Here is a 19,091-nt window from a genome sequence, read left to right on the forward strand (position 1 = left end):
GCCGTCGCTGCGCATCCTGGCCGGCATCAGCTCGTCGTACGCCGTCGGGACGACGTGCCGGGTCACCCCGGTGACTGCGCCCGCAGCCCCGGTCGCGGCAGGATCACGGTCGCGGTCATCGAGGTCGAGTGGTCGCAGCGGACGACCGATGTCGGGGGGCCGTGGCGGGAGTGGTGCTCCTGGTAGCAGAGCCGCAGCTCTCCGCCGGCTCGGCGAGCCAGCTGTTCGACGATCGACAGCCCCAGGCCGGCGCCGGGCCGGGACCGGGCTTCCGCGGCGCGGGTGAACCGTTCCGTCGCCCGGGTCATCAGTGCCGGGGGCATGCCCGGCCCCGCGTCGCGGACCTCGATCACGGTCCACCCCGGCACGACGCGGACCCGCACCTGGACGGGCGGGGAGCCGTGCAGGTAGGCGTTGTCGACGAGGTTGGTGAGGATGCGTTCGAGCGTGTGCGAGTCGACGGCGGCACGCGCGTCGGCCGAAGGCAGGTCGACGTCCGGGTGGTCGGCACCGCCGGGCTGAGCGAGACGCCGTCGGGCGAGGACGTCCCGGACGACCTGGGTGACATCGGTGTCCTCGGCGCGCGCGTCGTCGGGGGCGCCGAGCTCGAGCAGCTGTCCGGCCAGGTCGGTGAGGCGGGCGACGTCGACGGCGAGCTCGTCGAGGACTGCCTCGTGCTCCTGGGTCGTGCGGCTGCGGCGGCGGGCGAGCTGGATCCGGCTGGTGAGCAGCGTCAGGGGGGTGCGGAGCTCGTGGCTGGCGTCGTTGACGAACCGGCGTTCGTGCTCGAGGGAGCGCTCGAGGGCGCTGAGCATGTCGTTGAGGGTGTGGCCGAGGCGGGTGACCTCGTCGTCGCGGCCGGCCGGTACGTCGAGGCGCAGGCCATCCGCGCCGCCCGCGATCTCCGCCGCCCGGCGGCGGTAGCGCTCGACCGGGCGCAGCGCGGCCCGGGCAAGCAGGTCACCGACGACGGCGGCCACGACGAGCGCCCCCAGTCCTGCGAGGGAGAGCTGGAGGAGAAGCTCACGGAGAGCTTCGTCGCGATGGTCGCGCCGGACTCCCACGACCAGGTAGGGACCGGTGGGGTCGAGCGCGGTGATCTGGACCCGGTAGGGCTGGTCAGCGACGGGGAGGAGCCGGCCGATGTCCTTCGTGATCGGCCCGGACCCGACCTCGTCGAGGTCGGCCGCCGGGACCAGCGAGGTGGTGGGCGCGGTCCCGCCGGAGTCCAGCAGCTGCCCGTTGCTGCCGAGGACCTGCCAACCGGCGCCGGTGGCATCCGCGGCGGCGGGGGAGGCGACCCGACCCGAGGCGTCCACCAGCGGGGTGATGACGGCGGTGGCCTGGTCGAGCTCGGTGTCGAGCCCGCGGTCCAGGGCGTACTCGACCCTCCAGTAGACGAACGCCCCGGCCGCGCCGAGCAGCACGAGCATGGCGACCACGAACCCGGCCACCAGCCGCACCCGCAGCGGCAGCCGGCTCACCGCGTCGGCCCGGGATCGACTCGGTAGCCGGCGCCACGGACGGTGGTGATGGTGGTGGTCCCGAACGGGCGGTCGATCTTCGCGCGGATCGATGCCAGGTGCACGTCGATCACGTTGCTGTGGAGATCGGTCTCGCCGTCCCAGACCTCGTCGAGGATCGTGTAGCGGCTGACGACCTGGCCCGTCCGTGCGACGAGGAGGTGGAGGATGTCGAACTCACGGGCCGAGAGCTCGATGGGGGTCCCGGCACGCCAGACGAGACGTCCGGCCGGGTCGACGACGAGGTCGCCGACCTCGACCACGGTCCCCTCGCCGTACGTCGAGCGCCGGACGAGCGCCCGCAGCCGGGCCAACAGCTCGTCGAGGTCGAAGGGCTTGGGCAGGTAGTCGTCGGCGCCGGCGTCGAGACCGTCGATGCGGTCACGAACGTCACCCCGGGCCGTGAGCATCAGCACCGGCGTGACCACCCCGAGACCACGAAGACGACGACACACCGCGAGCCCGTCCATGCCGGGAAGCATCCAGTCGAGCAGCAGCACGTCGTACGGCAGCCCGTCGGGAAGCGCCCGGCCGTACGCCGCCGTGCCGTCGTGGACCACCTCGACGTCCCAGCCGGCTTCGCCCAGGGACTGCTCCAGGAGGTCGGCGAGCCGGCGATCGTCCTCGGCGACCAAGATCCGCACTCTCGTCCCTCCTCCGCGGTTGTCGACGAGTCCACCTTGCACCCTCGGGACCGGGTTCATCGTCCCTTCATGTCGCTCCTTCTACGGTGCGCCACATGAGCGATCTACTGGCGGTCGACGCCACGGGCGTCACGAAGACCTTCGGAGCGGTCCGCGCGGTGGACGACGTCTCCGTCCGGGTGGCCGCGGGGGAGGTGTACGGCGTCCTCGGCCCCAACGGGGCCGGGAAGACGACGTTCCTCCGCATGCTGTTCGGGCTCATCCGGCCCGACGCCGGCACGATCAGCGTGCTCGGGAAGACCTGGGACGACGACGGCGTCGGCGTGCTGGACGGCGTCGGCGGTTTCATCGAGAGCCCGAGGTTCTACCCCTACCTGACCGGCCGGCAGAACCTCGAGGGCCTCGCGCTCCTCGACGGCGGCGTCCGCCCCGGCCTCCTGGAGGAGGTGCTCGCGCTGGTCGAGATGACCGACCGCGCCGACCAGAAGGTGGGTGGCTACTCCTACGGGATGCGCCAGCGCCTCGGGGTGGCTGCGAGCCTCCTGCGCGAGCCCCGCCTGCTCGTCCTCGACGAGCCGGCCAACGGTCTGGACCCCGCCGGTATCCGCGACATGCGTGCGCTGGTCAAGCGGCTCGCCGCGAGCGGGCTGACGGTGCTCCTCAGCTCACACGACATGGACGAGGTCGAGGAGATCTGCGACAACGTCACCATCATGAAGCGCGGGACCGTCGCCTTCCACGGCACCATCTCCGAGCTGCGGACGATGGCACCCGACCCCGGCTACCTCCTCGCCACGACCGACGACACCCGCGCACTCGCCCTCGCCGAGGAGCACCCCGCCCTGCAGGTCGTGCGCGACCCCGAGGCAGCCCTGGTCGTGACCGGCCGCCGGGAGGACGTCTCGACGTTCGTCTCGGGGCTCGTGCGCGCCGGGATCGACCTGCTCGCGTTCAACCCGACCCAGACGCCGCTGGAGGCACTGTTCTTCATGCTCACCGACGACTCCACCCATCAGACCCTCGACCGGCCGGTCGAGCTCACGAAGGCCGCCCGGTGAGCACGGCGACCACCGCGCCCGTCACCCCGGGTGACACCACCTCCAGGACCGACCGCCGTCCCGGCCTCCTCGCACCGCTGCGGTGGGAGGTGCGCAAGCTTCGCGCCCAGTACCGCGCGAAGGCCGTGCTCATCGGGGCCGTCCTGCTCCCGATCATCGTCGTGGTGGTCATCCACGGCCAGTCGCGTCCCCCGAAGGACACGCTCTTCGGCCGGTTCGCCACCGTGAACGGCTACGCGATCGCCCTACTCGTCCTCGGCTTCGCGGCACAGTGGGTCCTGCCGCTCCTCACGGCGGTCGTGGCCGGCGACATCTTCGCCAGCGAGGACCAACACGGCACCTGGAAGACCGTGCTCACGCGCTCCACCAGCAGGGGCAGCCTCTTCGCGGCCAAAGCGGTCACCGCCGCCGGCTTCGCCGTCCTCGTCCTGGTCGTCCTCGCGGCCGCCACCATCGCCTCGAGCCTGCTCGTCGTCGGGCACCAACCCCTGATCGGGCTCTCCGGACAGACCATCCCGGCCGCCGAGGCACTGCGGCTCGTGGCCCTCAGCTGGGCGACCATGCTGCCCCCGATGCTCGGGTTCACCTGCCTGGCCATCCTGCTCTCGGTGTGGTCCCGCAACCCCGCGGTCGGCATCGCCGCACCGGTCGTGATCGGCATGGTGATGCAGCTGGTCGGCGCCCTCGGCGGCGTCGAGCCGATCCGCCCGTTCCTGCTCACGACCCCGTTCGAGGCCTGGCACGGCCTGCTCGCCGACCCCCGGTTCACCGGGCCGCTGACCGACGGGCTGCTCACCAGCGCCGTCTGGTGCGCCGTGTGCCTGGGCGCTGCCTTCGTCCTGCTCCGCCGACGCGACATCACTGGAGGCTGAACCCCATGCGTCGAACCATCCTCGTCGTCCTCGCCGCTCTCGTGGCGGTCATCGCCCTCGGCTCGGCCGTCGTCGCCACCAGCGGCGACAGCAGCACCGTCACCAGGCCCCGCCTCGAGCGGTCGCTGACCACCACCTTCGCCAACCTGTACGTCGACCAGGCCCGCATCGAGGGCCGCGACATCACCGCCTCGTCGCTGCACGCCACGAGCATGTGCGACAAGGCCGGCGCCGAGAACAAGGACGTAGGCCCGGGCGGCGACTGGGTCTGCCTCGTGAGCTGGACCGACCCCGAGGTGCCCATGCCGCCGGAGGGGTACGGCAAGTTCGAGCTCAACGTGCACAGCAACGACTGCTACACGGCGGGCGGGCCCAGCAAGCTGACCGGGTTCCTCACCATGACCGACGCCCACGGGCGCGAGGTCACCAACCCCGTCTTCGAGTTCGACGGGTGCTTCGACCCGAACGGCGACGACACCCCCACCGGGATCGTGTTCCCCTCGCTGCTCAGCGTCGCCAGCACCACCGTCACCCCCGACGCCGACGGGAAGGCCGGCCTCCAGGTCACGTGCGGCACCGGCGAGAAGGGCTGCGCAGGGACGGTCGTCGCCGTCGCGGGAGGCCAGGAGCTCGGGAGCATGCCGATCGACCTGGCGGAGGAGGCGACCGCGACGCTGCCCCTCCCCACCGCTGTCCCGCCCGGCGCCACCGAGGTCACCTTCACCGTGCACCTGACGACCGGTGCCGGACCGACGAGCCCGGTCACCCTCCCGGTCCAGGCGCCGTGACCTCGGCTCCGGTCCCGGAGATGGGCGGGTCTTCGTGCTCGCCGGACCCGCCCGGCCCCTCGGACGCCTCCGGCTCCTCGGGTCCGTCCGGCTCGTCGACCTCGTCGCCCGGGTCGTCGGTGGGCTCGCCTTCGGACGGGTCGCCGGCGTGGTCGTCACCCTGGTCGTCACCCTGGTCGTCGGCCTGGTCGTCGGCCTGGTCGTCCGACCCGCCACTTCCGGACGGCTGGTCCTCCGGCTCCGGGCCGGTGCCGTCGTGCTCGTGCTCGTGAGCGGGCGCGGCGGGCGGCTCGGTCGGGTCGGGCTGCGCCGAGGGGGACGGTGCGGCGGGCGCCGGCGCGGTGGATCTCGGGGTGGACGCCGGGGTGGACGTCGGGGTGGACGTCGGGATGGGTGACCCGGGGTGCGGCCGTGTGCTCAGCTGGTGCCGCGGGTGCGCGGGCTGGGGGCGGAGCGGCTCGTGCCGTGGCTGGGGGTCCGGGTCGCCCGAGCCCGGCAACAGGCCGTGGTGGTGCGCGATCCCGATGCCGGCTACCGCGGCCCCGGCTCCGACGCCGATCGCGATCTGGACGCCGAGCCCCAACCCGAGGAAGGTCCGCGTGGCCCGGCGCCACCAGGCCACCGGCCGTGGCCGCGGCCCGGGGGAGCGCCGCCCGGGTGCCAACCAGGAGCCCAGCTCGAGGGACGGTGCGGGCGCGGGTGCGTCCACCAGGGCGGTCCGCAACGCCGCCAGGGCATCGGTGAGCTCACGGAGATCGCCCTCGGGACGGGACGTCGCGGCGCCCGGACCGCGGCCGCGGGCGTCGGCGATGACGGCCTCGGCCTGGTCGTGCGTGAGCAGTGACGTCATGACGTCGGCTTCCTCTCGGGAACGGCGGGTCGGGTGACCTGGGGGTGGGCGGCGAGCGAGCGGCGCAGTGCGTCGAGGCCGCGGCGCTGCAGGGACTTGACGGTGCCGACCCGCTTGCCCATCACGGTCGCCGTCTGCTCCAGGGAGAGATCGCCGACCAGCCGCAGCAGGACCACCTCGCGCTGGTCCTGAGTCAGGCGAGCCAGGTGCTCGGCGAGCTCGCCCACGGAGACCCGGGCGACGGCGTCGTCCTCGACGCTGCCGGCCGCGGTGACGTCGCGGTCGTGCTGCCAGGGCTCGATCGCGACCCGGCGGTGACGACGCCGGCGCTCGTCGATGACCCGGCGTCGGGCGATGGTCATCAGCAGGGCGACGAAGCCGGCTTCGTCGCCCTCGAAGCGCCCGATTCCCCCGAACGCCGCCGTGAACACGTCGCTGGTGATCTCCTCCACGTCCCTGGCGCCGCCGGCACGGACGAACCCCGCCACGCGCGGGGCGTGCCGGCGCCACAGCTCGGCAAAGGCTTGACCCTCGCCGAGCCGTGCCTCACGCAGCAGTTCGTCGAAGTCCACGGCCCCTCATTGTGCAGTGATCACCACGCGCGACGGGTCGGCGGACCTGCCTGCTCAGCCAACGACGTACCAGACGGTCCTGCCCGATGCGCTCGCATCGGTGCGGGCGCTCGTGGTCGTCGCCGACCGGTTGTCGCCCGGCTCGCCCTGGTCGTCGTCGTCCTCACCCTCGTCCGAGGTCGAGCAGCTGTCGTTCGCGTCGTCGTCCTCGTCCTCGTTCTGCGTGCCGTCGTGGTCGCCGTCCTCGTCGCCGTCCGGCGTGCCGTCGTCGTCGGAGTCGGCCTCCGCGGGGTCCGTGCCGTTCTCGTTCTCGTCCTCGTCGGCCACGCCGTCGGAGTCGGCGTCCTGGTCGTCGGCGGCGCAGGGCTCCGTGGCGTCGTCCTCGTCCTCGTTGTCCACCTCGTCGTGGTCGCCGTCCTCGTCGCCGTCCGGCGTGCCGTCGTCGTCGGTGTCGGCGTCGCTCGGGTCGGTGGCGGCGCTGCCGTCGGTGACCTCGTCGCCGTCGTCGTCACCGTCGCCGTCGGTGTCCTGGTCGCGGGGATCCAGGTGGTGCCGGTACTCCGCGAGGTTGCGGAGGCCGTCCTTGTCCGCGTCCGCGCGGGCGTTGGCATGGTGGGGATCCAGGTGGTGGGAGATCTCCCACCGGTTCGGCATCCCGTCGCGGTCCCAGTCCCGGCTGGTGCCGGCGGAGCTGGGGCTGCCCAGCGCGAGGGGGGCGGCGACGGCGGCCAGGCCGGCGGCGACGGCGGCCACGCCGCGGCGGTGCTCGAAGAAGGTCATGGTGCGGATCCTCTCGGTGGGCGCTGTGCGTCAGCGCGCTCACCGGGTAGATCGTCCGCACCGGCACGGGGGATACGGGTTCGCGACGAAATCCTTGCGGGACGCCCGCTCCGCGGCATGGATCCGCCGCGGCAGGAGCGTAGGGTCTCCGCGTGAGCGACGACTGGCGGACCGCAACGGTCGAGAGGCTGCGGTCCCTGATCCTGGGTGCCGAGCCGGAGATGGTGGAGGAAGCCAAGTGGCGCAAGGCCTCCAATCCCGACGGGGTGCCGACCTTCTCCTGTGACGGCCTGGTCTGCACGATCGAGACCTACCGGGACAAGGTGAAGCTCACCTTCGCCCGCGGTGCCTCGCTGGACGACCCGGCCGGCCTGTTCAACGCGAGCCTGGACGCCGGGACCCGCCGTGCGATCGACATCCGCGAGGACGAGACGGTCGACGACGGCGCGTTCGTCGCCCTGATCCAGGAAGCGGTCGCCCACAACCGGTCCTGACCCGACCGATCCGCCCGAGACCCGTCATGAGCGAGGCTTGTCGCTCGCACGGGGAAGGGCCAGCAGCCACTGCGCAACGCGGTCGCTCGCGACATCGCCCCGGTAGATGGTCTGGTGATCGGCCCCCGGGACCATCTGCACGGTGGTGGGATGCCCGGCATCCTCCAGGGCCTGGGCGAACTGCGACGTGAAGGCGGGTGCCACGGTCGTGTCGTCCTCCCCGTGGATCAGCAGCACCGGGACGTCGGGTCGCAGAGCGGCGCGCGCCACGGGGTTCGCGCTCGCCCAGGCGGCCGGGTCGTCGTCCGGGCTGGTGCCCAGGAGGGACGCTGCGACGTCGGGGAGCTGGCTGATGTCGTACGGTCCGCTGAGCCCGACGAGGGCGTCGGGTGTCACCGGAGGGGATCCGCAGTCGGGCGAGTAGTCGTCGACCGCCAGCACGGCGAGCGCGGCGAGGTGTGCGCCCGACGAGTGCCCGAGTACCGCCACCGGGTCGGGCACGAAGCCGCGCGAGTGGAGGCGCTCGGCCGCGGCGGCCACCGCGCAGAGCACGTCCTCGACGGGCGCGGGATAGACCACGCCGTCGTCCGCCGCCCTGATGTGCGTGGGCGCCGCGGCGACACCCGCCTCCGCGAGGGCCGCGGCGAGCCCGGCCAGGCCGGTCGGGTCGGCCGTCGTCCACGAGCCTCCGGGCACCAGGACGACCAGCGGCACCCGGCCCTTGCCCGCGGGGAGATAGATGTCCTCACTCAACCCCGACGCGTACTCGACCGTCGTCGACGGGCGCGCGTCGGACGACAGGCCCCGGGTGGTCGGGCTGTCCGAGCCTGCGCACGACACCAGCAGGGCCAGGAGCATCGTGATGACTGCCGCCACACCCAGGCGGCGGTGTCGAGCGGCCGTGGGAGACATCGGCATCACCTCTCGCTCCAGTCTCCGCGCGAACGGCGCGGGTCGGCAGGGTCCTACGTCCCGAACGGCGAGAGCATCGGCCGGACCTCGGGCTCATCTCCGAGGCGATCGTGGGTACGGACACCGGAGAAGCCATCGACGCGGAAGGAGTCGTGAGATGCCGAAGGCGTGGAGTGAGAAGCGGGAACGTCAGTACGAGCACATCAAGGAGGGCCTGGAGGAGCGGGGGCGCTCGGAGGACACCGCCGAGGAGATCGCTGCCCGCACGGTGAACAAGGAGCGGGCGCGCGCCGGGGAGGCCACGGAGAGCAGCCGGAGCTCGACGGACGACATCTCCTCAGGCCGGCGCGGGGGCCTGCGGTCGCACAGCGGTCCGGGCGGCCGCACCAAGGCGCAGCTCTACGAGGAGGCGCGTCGTCGAGGCGTCAAGGGTCGTTCGAAGATGGACAAGGCGGCGCTGGAGAAGGCCGTCGGGCGCTGACGTCTGGTCAGTCGTCGTCCGGGACCGGCCGCTCGGGTCGCGGGTCGTTGAGGTTGGTCTGCTTCTCCGGGTCCAGGTCGACCCGCTCGCCGACGTCTGCGGTGTTCATGGCCTCCTCGGCCGGGACACCCTCGGCCTCGACCGGACGGTGGGTCTCCACGGACTTCTTGATGTGTGCTGACATGCCCGGTAGCGGTGGACGGGGGAGATCCGGGTGCCCCGCCTGCACGGCGTCTACTCCGTCGGCCGCGTGATCAACCCGATGACCGCGCGTTCGCAGTTCATCGGCGGGCTGGTGATGGGCCTGTCCGCGGGCCTGTTCGAGGAGTCCTACCGCGACCCGCGGTTCGGGCACGTCGTCACCCAGGACCTCGCGACGTACCACGTCGCGAGCCACGCCGACGTCCTCGACGTCGACGCGGAGTGGCTGGAGGAGTCCGACGAGGTCTTCACGCCGATGGGCTCGCGGGGCATCGGCGAGATCGGGATCGTCGGGACGGCCGCGGCGGTCGCCAACGCGACCTTCCACGCCACCGGGGTCCGGGTGCGGTCGCTGCCGATCACGGCCGACCTGTTCCTCGGCTGAGCGCTCAGCCGAACGCCGGCAGGATCTTCTTGCCGTCGAACTCGATCATCGCCTGGTGGTGGGGCCCTACTCGGGCGGGTAGGGAGCGTCCCTGAGCAGCCGGGCGAGGTGGACGGCGTGCGCCGGGATGGTGAAGCCGGTGTCGTTGAGGGCCTGCAGCAACCGTCGCTCCTCAGCGGGACAGGTCGCGCAGCACCCGCTGGCTGGCCAGCTTGCCGGGGGCGCCGATCACGCAGCCGCCGGGGTGCGTGCCCGAGCCGCACTGGTAGTAGCCGTCGATCGGGGTGGCGTACCGGCTCCAGCCGGGGGCGGGGCGGAAGAAGTACATCTGCGGGGCCAGGAACTCACCGGCGAAGATGTTGCCCTCGGTCAGGCCGGTGCGCGTCTCGATGTCGACCGGGGTGACGACCTCGCGGTGCAGCACCAGGTCGCCGAACCCCGGGAAGTGCGACTCCAGCACCGCCTGCGCCTTGTCGCCGAAGCTCTCCCGCTCCGTCTCCCAGTCGCTGCCGCGCAGCTCGTACGGTGCGTACTGCACGAAGCAGGACATGACGTGCTTGCCGGGCGGGGCCATGTCGGGGTCGACGACCGACTGGATCGCGGCGTCGATGAACGGTCGCTCGCTGTACCAGCCGTACTTGGCGGCGTCGAAGGCCCGCTCGACGTACTCGATGGTCGGGCCGATGTTGAGGAAGCCGCCGTAGTGGTCCACGGTGTCGGGGAGTGCGGGGAAGACCGGGAGGCCGTCGAGGGCGAAGTTGACCTTCGCCGAGACGCCGCGGAACTTCATCCGGCGGATGTTGTCGACCAGGTCGAGCGGGAGCTCGCGCGGGTCGACGAGGTCGAGGAACGTACGGCGCGGGTCGAGCGCGGACACCACGGTCCGCGCCCGGAACTCGGTGCCGTCCTCCAGCACGACCCCGACGGCACGGCCCCCGTCGGTCAGCACCGAGCTGACCTGGGCGCCGAGCCGGATCTCGGCGCCGTAGGCCCGCGCCGCCCTGGCGAGCACCTGGGTGAAGCCGCCGTTGCCTCCCTTGTGGAAGGCCCACGAGCCGAGGTGGCCGTCGTGCTCGCCCATCTTGTGGAAGAGCAGCACCAGCCCGGAGCCGGGCGACATCGGCCCGACCTTGGAGCCGATGATCGACGAGGACGCGTGGTAGCCCTTGATCGCCTCGTGCTCGAAGTAGTCGTCGAGCCAGTCGGCGGCGCTGCCCGTGAGCAGGCGGACGACGTCGTGCATCGTCTTGCGGTCGATGCCGCCGAGGTGGTCCATCAGCCACTTGACGTCGACCTCGTCCTCGGGGTCCTTGCTGAAGACGTCGGGCGGCGCGTGGTCGAAGAGCGGCCGGATCGCCTGGCACACGCGGTCGAGGTCGCGGTGGTAGCGCTCGTAGGCGTCCGCGTCGCGCGGGGAGTGGCGGCGGACCTCCTGGAGGTTCTGGGCGTGGTCGTCGCCGAAGAGCAGGTAGTCGCCGTCGCCGGTCGGGTGGAAGGACGACGGCATCATCAGCGGCAGGAAGCCGTGCTTCACCAGGTCGAGCTCGTGGATGATCTCCGGCCGGAGCAGGCTGAGCGCGTAGGAGAACGTGGTGAACGAGAAGCCGGGCATCAGCTCCTCGGTGATCGCCGCCCCTCCCACCAGGTCGTTCTCCTCCAGCACCAGCGTGCGGAGGCCGGCCTTGGCCAGGTAGGCGGCGTTGGTCAGGCCGTTGTGGCCTCCGCCGACGACGATCGCGTCGTACTCGTGGCCCGACGTGTGACCGGTCATGCCTTCTTCCTCTCCGGGTCGAAGAACGGCATCGGGGTCGTGGTGACCCGCACCGTCGTGTTGTGGTGGTTGACCGCGAGCTCCAGCCGGAGGTCGGTGCCGGTCGCGGCGAGGTCGGGCCGGACCCGGGCGATGCCGATGTGCCGCTGCAGGACAGGGGAGTAGACGAAGCTCGTGCAGTAGCCGGCCTCCGTGCGGTCGTCGTCGACCCCCTCGTGGTGATAGAGCATCGACTCGTAGGGCAACGGGTGCTCGGACTTCGGCGGGAACAGGTCGGCCTCTCGGTAGAGCCGGTCCCAGTCGTGGGGGTCGACGACGATGCCGGTGGTCGCCCAGCGCGAGGTGCCGTCGACCAGCTCGCGGCGGATCGCCTCCGAGCCCACGAACCGGCGCGACCCGTCGCGGACGCCGCGGAGCATCCAGCCGAGGCCGAGCTCCGGGGGCGTCACGCAGTCGGCGTCGCTCAGCGTGAGCCGTGCGTCGTGCCACTCCACGTCGACCAGCGGCAGGCCGGCCTCGATCCGCAGCGTCATCAGCGCCTCCTCGCCGAACGGCCGGATGCTGTGCGGGCGGCCGGCCTCCAGGACGGCGTCGAGCACCGCGGTGGCGTCGTCGGCGGCGACCATCAGCTCGAAGCCGAGGTCGCCGGTGTAGCCGGTGCGCGACAGCGTGATCGACGCGTCCGCGACCTTGGCGGGCACATGGTCGAAGTACGCCAGGGCCTCGGCCTCGGGCATCAGCGACGCCAGCACGGCCCGCGAGCGCGGCCCCTGGACGGCGAGCATCCCGTAGTCGTCGCTGACGTCGTCGAGCCGCACCCGCAGCCCGGTCGCCAGCTCCTGGAACCACGACAGCGCAGGCCGCCCCGCGGTGAGCAGGAACTCGTCGGCCGAGTGCCGGAACACGACCCCGTCGTGCATGAGGAAGCCCCGGTCGTCGCACCACGCCGTGTAGTGCGCCCGACCCGGACGACACGTCCGGATGTCGCGCACCAGCGACCCCGCGAGCAGGCGCTCGGCGTCCGGCCCGGTCACGGCGTACTTGTAGAGCGGTGAGGTGTCGAAGACACCCACGCTGTTGCGGACGGCGAAGTACTCGTGCTTCGGGGCGTGGGTGTAGCGCAGCGGCGACAGCTGACCCTGCCAGTGCGTGTACAGGTGCTGCGAGTTGAGCTCGCTGAGCCGCTCGTGGAACGGCGTCGTCCTGATCATGGGGGTCCTTCCGGGCGATGAGTCAGCATATTCAGAGCACGGCGTCGAGGAAGGTCCTGGTCTCCGGGAACCGGGGCGACCCGACCATCTGCTCCGGCGTCCCCTCCTCGAGGATCCGGCCCTCGTGGAAGAAGCACATCCGGTCGGCGACCTCCCGGGCGAACCCCATCTCGTGGGTCACCACCATCATCGTCATGTGCAGGTCGGTGGCCAGTGCGGTCATCACCGAGAGCACCTCGCCGGTCAGCTCGGGGTCGAGTGCCGAGGTCGGCTCGTCGAAGAGCATCACGTCGGGCTGCATCGCCAGCGCGCGGGCGATGGCCACGCGCTGCTGCTGGCCGCCGGACAGGCGGATCGGGTGCTCACCTGCCTTGTCGGCGAGTCCCACCCGGTCGAGCAGGTCGCGCGCGCGGACCTCGACCGCCGCCTCCTTCTCCCCGGCGCAGATCGGGCCCGACATGACGTTGCCCAGCACGGTCATGTTGGGGAAGAGGTTGAACTGCTGGAACACCATGCCGGTCCGCAGCCGGAGCTCGCGGATCTGGCGGCGCTTGCGCCGGGTCCGGTGGCCGCCGGAGAGGCGTACGCCGGACACCTCGATCGATCCCTCGCTCGGGTCCTCGATCATGTTCACGCAACGCAGCAGCGTGGACTTCCCCGACCCGGACCGGCCGAAGATCACGACCACCTCGCCGCGCTGGACCTCGAGGTCCACGCCCTTGACGACCTCGAGGTCCCCGAAGCGCTTGTGCAGCCCGTCGATGCGGACGATGGGATCGGTCATGAGGCGAGCCCTCCGCCGCCGCCGTGGGGCTGGACCGGGAGGGCCTTCATGGGGGTCCGTATGTAACCGCGGGCCAGCCGGTTCTCCAACTGCCGCTGGAAGAGGGTGAAGATCGCGGTGAGTCCCCAGTAGATCAGCGCGCATGCGAGGTAGGCCTCGAGGTTCTTGAAGTCGGCCTTGCCGAGCAGCTGCGCCCGCCGGAAGATCTCCGCGCTGGCGACGGTGACGCCGAGGAAGGACACCAGCGCGGTGTCCTTCATCATCGCGATGAACTCGTTGCCGGTCGGAGGGATGATCACGCGGAAGGCCTGCGGCAGGATCACCCGCCGCATCTTCTGGCCCTGGGTCATCCCGAGCGCGTCCGCGGCCTCACCCTGGCCGATGGCGACGGCCTGGATGCCGGCTCGGAAGATCTCGGTCATGTAGGCGCCGTAGTTGAGGCCCAGCGCCAGGGTGCCGGCCATGGCGGCCGAGAGGACGAACACCGAGTCGAAGTCGGGCGGCAGCCAGGTGTAGCGGTCGGCGAGGTTGCGGCCGACCGGCGGCAGCGCCAGGTAGATCAGGAACATCTGCACGATGAGAGGGGTGCCCCGGAAGAACGAGACGTAGAACCCCGAGATGCCGTAGGCGACCGAGTTCCGCGACAGCCGGGCCAGCGCCCCCATCGTGGCGAGCACGACCGCGATGGCGATGCCCCCGACCGCCATCACCATCGTGTAGCGGAGCCCCCCGGCGATGTAGCGGATGTTGTCGCGGATCCAGTCGCGGTCGAAGCCCGCGGCCAGGACGAAGAGGGCGAGCAGCACGAAGAGCACGACCCAGACGGCGGCGACCTTCAGCCGGAACGGCACCCGCGCGCTGGCGAGCGCGAGCCGCTCCAGCCGCGACTCGTCGCTCGGTGCCGGGCTCACTGCTGGACGGTCAGGTCGGCCCCGTCGTACCACTTCTTCGACAACGTCGTGAGCGTGCCGTCGTCGTGCATCTCGCCGACGATCTCGTCCACCGCCTGGGCCAGGCTCGCCGGGTCGAGCTCGGAGGACTTGTCGATCGCGACCGCCAGCGGCTCGTAGAAGACCGGGTCGCCGACGATCTTGACCGGATTGCCCGCGTCGATGTAGCCCTGGGCCGTCGTCGACGACGTGATCACCGCGTCGAGCCGGGTGCCGTCGCCCAGTGCGAGGTCCTGCAGTGCGGTGGTGTCGGTGTCGTAGCCCGAGACGACGGCGTCGTCGATGATGAAGTCGAAGGTGAAGCCCTTGATCGCCAGGGTCTTGGTGAGGAACTGGTCGTAGGTGCAGCCCGAGCAGACCCCGATCTTCTTGCCGTCCAGGTCGGTGCTCAGGTCACTGACACTGGTGTTGTCCTCGTTCACGACGACGACCGCGGGCGTGTAGTAGTACGGCTGGGTGAAGTCGAGGACCTTCTGCCGGTCGTTGGTCGGTGTCATCGAGCCGACGCTCATCTGCCAGCGGTTGTTCCAGCCGCCGGCGGTGATGACGTCCCAGGACGGCGTCTCCCAGGCGATCTCGACGCCGAGGCGCTTGGCGATCTCGGTCGCCACGTCGATGTCGAAGCCGACGTACGTGCCGGACTTGGCGTCGAGCGACGACTGCGGCGGGTACGCCGGGTCGGTCGAGACCGTGATGGTGCCCTGGTCGCAGATCTCGGCGAGCGCGTCGCCGGAGGCGTCGGTCGTGCCGCACACGCCGCTGCCCTTCGCCGGGGCGTCGGCCGCATCGCTCCCGCCGTCGCTTCCGCATCCCGTGAGGACCAGGGCCAGCAGGGCCGTTGTCGTGATCAACGAGTGCCGCTTGAACATGGAGCGCCTCCTCGGGTCGGACGCACACCCGCGTCCATCTGCAGAATGGCAGAAGAATGCGGCGCGCAGCAGCAGATCGCCGGGAACATTTCGCGGCTGCCCGCCTGACGCGACGGCTCCCGTTCGACGGCCGGTGTCCGCTCGGTCCGCCCCGGCGCGGCAGCGGTCGAGGCTGCAGGTCACCCGAAAGGGTGGTCCGGCGGCCACCCGGGAGCGGTACCAAGGAACCAGGTAACTGGCAGGTCTCGGGGCCTCCCCTTACGCAGCGTGTGCGGTCCCGGGACCTCGCCACCCCGGTAGGACGAGGTGCGCCCGTCGGCCTCGAGACCGGCGAGGTCGGTCAGCGGTTCGCGCAGACGTCGTCGGAGTACGGCCGGGCGCCCAGGTGGTCGCGCATCACCGACGCGGCGCGGTGCCGGCCCAGGTTCCACTCCAGCCAGTCGTCGCTGCTGCGCGGCCCGCGGCCCGTCAGGGCGCAGTCGACGACGTCGTCCGGGAGGGTGGCGAGGACCGGCACCGCGTCCGCGGACAGTCCTTGGAGGTAGGACCAGTCGACCTTGCCGGTCTCGTCGTACCGGTCCAGATTGTGCTGAGCGATCCAGGCGTCCGGGTTGACCGCGGCCAGCAGCAGCAGCGCACCGGCGCCGCTGAGCAGCGCGGCGCGGGGCAGCCAGCGGGCGCGCAGCGTCACGCCGGTCGCCAGCACGCCGAGCACCAGCAGCCCGAGCCAGCCCTCGAACACGTCGACCAGGAGACGGAGCCGGGTGAAGCCGTAGGCCTCCTGGTAGACGTGCATGCGGTAGAGAGCGGAGGCGACCACGACCAGCGTCAGTGCGCAGAGCAGGCCGAGAGAGCCGCGGAGCCAGGCCAGGTCGGCGGGTGTCGCGCGCGATGCCTTGCGCGCGGCCGCCCACACCACGAGGAGGGTGAGCGCGGTGGCGACCGTCAGCTGGCCGAAGCCCTGGTGGACGTACTCCGCATAGGTGAGGCCGGTGGTGCGCTCGAGGTAGTCGTGCCCGCCGAAGATCACGGTGGCCTGTGCGGCGAGGAACGTCAGGAAGACGCCGTCGACGATCAGCACCGGGGCCAGCCACTCGTAGCGGTGCGCGACGGGTCGCGCCGTACCGCCTGCGAGGTCGACGTGGGGAGGGTTCAGTGCGAGGTACGTCGCCGCCAGCACGACGCCACCCACGGCCACGGCGATGAACGCCCGCAGCACGAACGTGTCGAGGTGCAGGTCGGGCACGAGAGCGCCCGCCCACTCGGCGAAGACCGCGTCGGCCGAGGCGAACAGCAGGCCGAAGACGACCATGCCCAGCACCGACCACACCGCGGTGCGCAACGCGGCCGCGCTGGTGCCGAGACCGGTGACGGCGCGCGCCGAGCGGCCCAGCCACGGGAGTCCGCGCAGCCCGGCGAGTGGCCAGGCGACGCCGGCCAGCACGAAGCCGGGCAGGGTCCGACCGTTCGCGAGACCGGCCATGCAGACGGCGCTCCCGGCGACGAGACAGAGGAGCACGATCCAGTCGGCGTCGCGGACGACCACGGTCGCCGCCAGCAGCACGCACGACGCGGCGCAGGTCAGCGTGAAGGGGGACCGCCGGTGGGCGCTGAAGGCGAGGGTCACACCCCCGGCCGCGAGCAGCACGACGAACGTGCCGAGGCCGAGGTCTCGGAACGGGAGGATCACCCCGGCCAGCACACCGACGCCGACACAGCACAGCACCGCGCGCACGTTCCCGCGGAGGCCGGTCTCGGGCCAGAACCTGCCGAACAGCAGGTCCATGGCCGGCGTCGGTTGCACGACCACGGTGGGTGCGGGTGCGGCGGGGATCTCGACGGGGTTCGTCACGGCGGGCTCCTCGACGGTGGTGGGGACACGGGGTGCCGCGGGGTGCTGGCGCGGCTCGGACGGGAGGTCGACACGGACCCGGGCACCGGCGCCGGGGGGCTCGGGGTCGACGACGTGGATGCTGCCGCCGTGGAGGTCGGTCACCCAGCGGGCGATCGCGAGGCCGAGGCCGGTGCCGCCGCCACCGTCGGAGTCGGCCAGCGTCCCGAACCGCTCGAAGACGCGGTCCCGGTCCGCGGCCGGGATGCCCGGGCCCTCGTCCTCGATCTCCAGTCGCCAGCCGGCGGCCGTCTCCAGAGCCGTGACCCGGACGACGCCGCCGGCGGGACTGTGCCGGGAGGCGTTGTCGAGCAGGTTGGCGACCAGCTGGTGCAGGCGGGCCGGGTCGGCGCCGGCCACCAGGCCGGGCGGGGTGACGCGGACGTCGTACTCCACCTGGCGACCGGCGACCCGCGCCTCGGCGACGGCGCGCTCCAGCAGGTCTCGGACCGGCACCCGAGCGGTCGACAACGGGGTCACCCCGGCGTCGACCCGGGCCAGGTCGAGCAGGTCGGAGGCGAGCGCGGAGAGCCGTTCGGCCTGGTCGAGCGCGGTCCGCAGGGCCACCGGGTCCGGCTCGCTCACCCCGTCGGCGAGGTTCTCCAGCACGGCGCACAGGGCGGCGAGCGGGGTGCGCAGCTCGTGGCTCACGTTGGCCACCAGCTCGCGGCGCTGGCGGTCGACGGCGGCCAGGTCCTCCGCCATCCGGTTGAAGGCCCGGGCCAGCTCGCCCACCTCGTCGCTCGACGTCGCGGTGACCCGGCCGGAGTAGTCACCGCGGGCCATCCGGCGGGCGGCGGCGGTCATCTCGCGCAAGGGGGAGGTCATGCCGGCGGCCAGCAGCTGGGTCACGCCGAGCGCCAGGGCCACGGTGACCGGGACGCTGAGCCAGAACGGCACCCCGCCACCGGCTCCGATCGCCGCGACGACCGAGGCCACGGTGACGCTGACGGCAACGAGCAGGCCGAGCTTGACCTTGACCGACGTCACCTGGTCAAGCAGCGGGCCGCTCACGCTCCACCGCCGGGCTCGAGGGCGTAGCCGACGCCGTGCACCGTGCGCACCCGGTCCGCGCCGATCTTCGCGCGCAGCGCCTTCACGTGGCTGTCGACGGCCCGGGTCCCCGAGGCCCCCGCCCAGCCCCACACCTCGGCGTAGAGGCTGTCCCGGGTCACGACGTGGCCCGGGTTGCCGGCGAGGTGCAGCAGCAGGTCGAACTCCGTCGGCGTCAGGTGCACCTCGGTGCCCGCGACCCAGACGCGCCGCGAGGCCGCCTCGACGCGCAGGTCGCCCAGGTCGGCGGCGGGTCGGCCGGCGAGCTCGGCTGCCCGGTCGACGCGGCGCAGCAGCGCGGCCACCCGGGCCACCAGCTCGCGCATACGGAACGGCTTGGTCAGGTAGTCGTCGGCACCGACCCCGAGCCCGACCAGGATGTCCGACTCGTCGTCGCGCGCCGTCAGCATCAGCACCGGGACCGGTCGCTCGGCCTGGATCCGCCGGCACACCTCGTGGCCGTCGAACCCGGGCAGCATCACGTCCAGCACCACGAGGTCCGGCTCGGAGTCGGCGAACCGGGCGACCGCGTCCGGCCCGTTCCACGCCTGGACGACCTGGTAACCCGTATCGCGCAGCCGGTCGGTGACCGCCTGGTTGATCACCGGCTCGTCCTCGACGACGAGGATCCGGGTGACCGCTCCGCTCACTGGCATGGTGCGAGCCTAGGAGCCGATCCGGTCAGGACCGGGGGACGACTCGTGAAGGTTCTGTGCAGGTCACACCCGGTGGTCGAGGCCGCACCTGGTCGGGCGTGGGCATGGGTTGTGGCCCCGTCGGCGGTGGCCGGCGGGGTCGGGTGGTCAGGTATGTCGTGGGTGGGTGAGGTCGTTGACGTGGACGTGCCCCAGTGGGCTGGTCCAGCGGAAGATGCGGGCTGCGGTGCGTTGGTAGGTCCAGCCGCCGTGGGTCTTGAGCCGGTGGTGGTGGCGGCAGAGCGGGGCGAGGTTGCAGGAGCAGGTCGGACCACCCTGGTCGTGCTCGATGATGTGGTCGGCGTCG

The 19,091-nt window shown here is 72.0% G+C and carries 20 protein-coding genes and 1 pseudogene; 6 read left to right on the plus strand and 15 right to left on the minus strand.

Going from position 1 to position 19,091, the window contains the following annotated elements; translation table 11 throughout:
- Positions 1-62 precede the first annotated feature (62 nt).
- Both PD653B2_RS20525 and PD653B2_RS20530 read right to left on the minus strand, forming a co-directional pair.
- Entirely contained in the window at positions 63-1,484 is a 1,422-nt protein-coding gene (locus PD653B2_RS20525; protein WP_242665370.1) for a sensor histidine kinase, read from the minus strand.
- Complete coding sequence (locus PD653B2_RS20530; protein WP_085874272.1) at positions 1,481-2,167, minus strand: response regulator transcription factor; 687 nt, start codon at positions 2,165-2,167, stop codon at positions 1,481-1,483. Before PD653B2_RS20530 ends, PD653B2_RS20525 begins: the two co-directional genes overlap by 4 nt.
- Positions 2,168-2,262: 95 nt before the next feature.
- Here PD653B2_RS20530 and PD653B2_RS20535 point away from each other — a divergent pair, with 95 nt between their 5' ends.
- Genes PD653B2_RS20535 through PD653B2_RS24315 form a run of 3 tightly spaced genes read left to right on the plus strand, consistent with a single transcriptional unit; the run spans position 2,263 to position 4,885 of the window.
- Positions 2,263-3,225 carry an ABC transporter ATP-binding protein gene (locus PD653B2_RS20535; protein ID WP_085874273.1) on the plus strand — a complete coding sequence of 321 codons (963 nt, stop codon included), beginning with the start codon at positions 2,263-2,265 and terminating at the stop codon, positions 3,223-3,225.
- The gene (locus PD653B2_RS20540) at positions 3,222-4,097 is read left to right on the plus strand and encodes an ABC transporter permease (RefSeq protein WP_085874274.1); all 876 of its coding nucleotides are present in this window, start codon (positions 3,222-3,224) and stop codon (positions 4,095-4,097) included. The genes PD653B2_RS20535 and PD653B2_RS20540 overlap by 4 nt, the downstream gene beginning before the upstream one ends.
- Positions 4,098-4,102: 5 nt before the next feature.
- Complete coding sequence (locus PD653B2_RS24315; protein ID WP_089504032.1) at positions 4,103-4,885, plus strand: hypothetical protein; 783 nt, start codon at positions 4,103-4,105, stop codon at positions 4,883-4,885.
- Here the strand turns inward: PD653B2_RS24315 and PD653B2_RS25185 are convergent.
- The 3 genes from PD653B2_RS25185 to PD653B2_RS20560 are packed head-to-tail and all read right to left on the minus strand — an operon-like array spanning position 4,860 to position 7,087.
- The gene (locus PD653B2_RS25185) at positions 4,860-5,735 is read right to left on the minus strand and encodes a hypothetical protein (RefSeq protein ID WP_085874275.1); all 876 of its coding nucleotides are present in this window, start codon (positions 5,733-5,735) and stop codon (positions 4,860-4,862) included. The two genes, PD653B2_RS24315 and PD653B2_RS25185, sit on opposite strands and share 26 nt — an antisense overlap.
- On the minus strand, positions 5,732-6,307 hold the full coding sequence (locus PD653B2_RS20555; RefSeq protein ID WP_085874276.1) for an RNA polymerase sigma factor: 576 nt from the start codon (positions 6,305-6,307) through the stop codon (positions 5,732-5,734). Before PD653B2_RS20555 ends, PD653B2_RS25185 begins: the two co-directional genes overlap by 4 nt.
- 54 nt (positions 6,308-6,361) lie before the next feature.
- Entirely contained in the window at positions 6,362-7,087 is a 726-nt protein-coding gene (locus PD653B2_RS20560; RefSeq protein ID WP_085874277.1) for a hypothetical protein, read from the minus strand.
- 152 nt (positions 7,088-7,239) lie between these two features.
- Here PD653B2_RS20560 and PD653B2_RS20565 point away from each other — a divergent pair, with 152 nt between their 5' ends.
- The gene (locus PD653B2_RS20565; protein WP_085874278.1) at positions 7,240-7,581 is read left to right on the plus strand and encodes a DUF1801 domain-containing protein; all 342 of its coding nucleotides are present in this window, start codon (positions 7,240-7,242) and stop codon (positions 7,579-7,581) included.
- A 24-nt stretch (positions 7,582-7,605) separates the two neighbouring features.
- On the opposite strand, the gene PD653B2_RS20570 is transcribed toward PD653B2_RS20565, so the two are convergent.
- Positions 7,606-8,493 carry an alpha/beta hydrolase family protein gene (locus tag PD653B2_RS20570; RefSeq protein WP_165763566.1) on the minus strand — a complete coding sequence of 296 codons (888 nt, stop codon included), beginning with the start codon at positions 8,491-8,493 and terminating at the stop codon, positions 7,606-7,608.
- Between the two features lie 157 nt (positions 8,494-8,650).
- Between PD653B2_RS20570 and PD653B2_RS20575 the strand changes: the two genes are divergently transcribed.
- Positions 8,651-8,974 (plus strand): plasmid stabilization protein, encoded by a 324-nt coding sequence (locus PD653B2_RS20575; protein ID WP_085874280.1) that lies wholly within the window; start codon positions 8,651-8,653, stop codon positions 8,972-8,974.
- A 7-nt stretch (positions 8,975-8,981) separates the two neighbouring features.
- Here the strand turns inward: PD653B2_RS20575 and PD653B2_RS25190 are convergent, their stop codons facing one another.
- Positions 8,982-9,158: a hypothetical protein gene (locus PD653B2_RS25190; RefSeq protein ID WP_165763567.1), complete on the minus strand. Its 177-nt coding sequence runs from the start codon at positions 9,156-9,158 to the stop codon at positions 8,982-8,984.
- A gap of 24 nt (positions 9,159-9,182) precedes the next feature.
- Here PD653B2_RS25190 and PD653B2_RS20580 point away from each other — a divergent pair, with 24 nt between their 5' ends.
- Positions 9,183-9,560, plus strand: coding sequence for a molybdopterin cofactor-binding domain-containing protein (locus PD653B2_RS20580; RefSeq protein WP_085874281.1), 378 nt, complete (start codon positions 9,183-9,185; stop codon positions 9,558-9,560).
- A 172-nt stretch (positions 9,561-9,732) separates the two neighbouring features.
- Here PD653B2_RS20580 and PD653B2_RS20585 read toward each other — a convergent pair whose 3' ends face one another.
- From PD653B2_RS20585 to PD653B2_RS25770, 8 genes and pseudogenes are all read right to left on the minus strand, one after another.
- The gene (locus PD653B2_RS20585; protein WP_085874282.1) at positions 9,733-11,331 is read right to left on the minus strand and encodes a phytoene desaturase family protein; all 1,599 of its coding nucleotides are present in this window, start codon (positions 11,329-11,331) and stop codon (positions 9,733-9,735) included.
- Positions 11,328-12,542 (minus strand): aminomethyltransferase family protein, encoded by a 1,215-nt coding sequence (locus PD653B2_RS20590; protein WP_085874283.1) that lies wholly within the window; start codon positions 12,540-12,542, stop codon positions 11,328-11,330. The genes PD653B2_RS20585 and PD653B2_RS20590 overlap by 4 nt, the downstream gene beginning before the upstream one ends.
- Before the next feature lie 31 nt (positions 12,543-12,573).
- Positions 12,574-13,314: an amino acid ABC transporter ATP-binding protein gene (locus PD653B2_RS20595; protein ID WP_085874297.1), complete on the minus strand. Its 741-nt coding sequence runs from the start codon at positions 13,312-13,314 to the stop codon at positions 12,574-12,576.
- Positions 13,315-13,322: 8 nt separating this feature from the next.
- Entirely contained in the window at positions 13,323-14,237 is a 915-nt protein-coding gene (locus tag PD653B2_RS20600; RefSeq protein ID WP_085874284.1) for an amino acid ABC transporter permease, read from the minus strand.
- Entirely contained in the window at positions 14,234-15,145 is a 912-nt protein-coding gene (locus PD653B2_RS20605; protein WP_085874285.1) for a transporter substrate-binding domain-containing protein, read from the minus strand. The genes PD653B2_RS20600 and PD653B2_RS20605 overlap by 4 nt, the downstream gene beginning before the upstream one ends.
- A 340-nt stretch (positions 15,146-15,485) precedes the next feature.
- On the minus strand, positions 15,486-18,050 hold the full coding sequence (locus tag PD653B2_RS20610; protein ID WP_085874286.1) for a DUF4153 domain-containing protein: 2,565 nt from the start codon (positions 18,048-18,050) through the stop codon (positions 15,486-15,488).
- Positions 18,047-18,745 (minus strand): response regulator transcription factor, encoded by a 699-nt coding sequence (locus PD653B2_RS20615; protein WP_085874287.1) that lies wholly within the window; start codon positions 18,743-18,745, stop codon positions 18,047-18,049. The genes PD653B2_RS20610 and PD653B2_RS20615 overlap by 4 nt, the downstream gene beginning before the upstream one ends.
- A 147-nt stretch (positions 18,746-18,892) precedes the next feature.
- Positions 18,893-19,091: pseudogene (locus PD653B2_RS25770) on the minus strand (HNH endonuclease); the annotation flags it as partial.

This window comes from Nocardioides sp. PD653-B2 (assembly GCF_002117935.1).
GTDB lineage: Bacteria > Actinomycetota > Actinomycetes > Propionibacteriales > Nocardioidaceae > Nocardioides.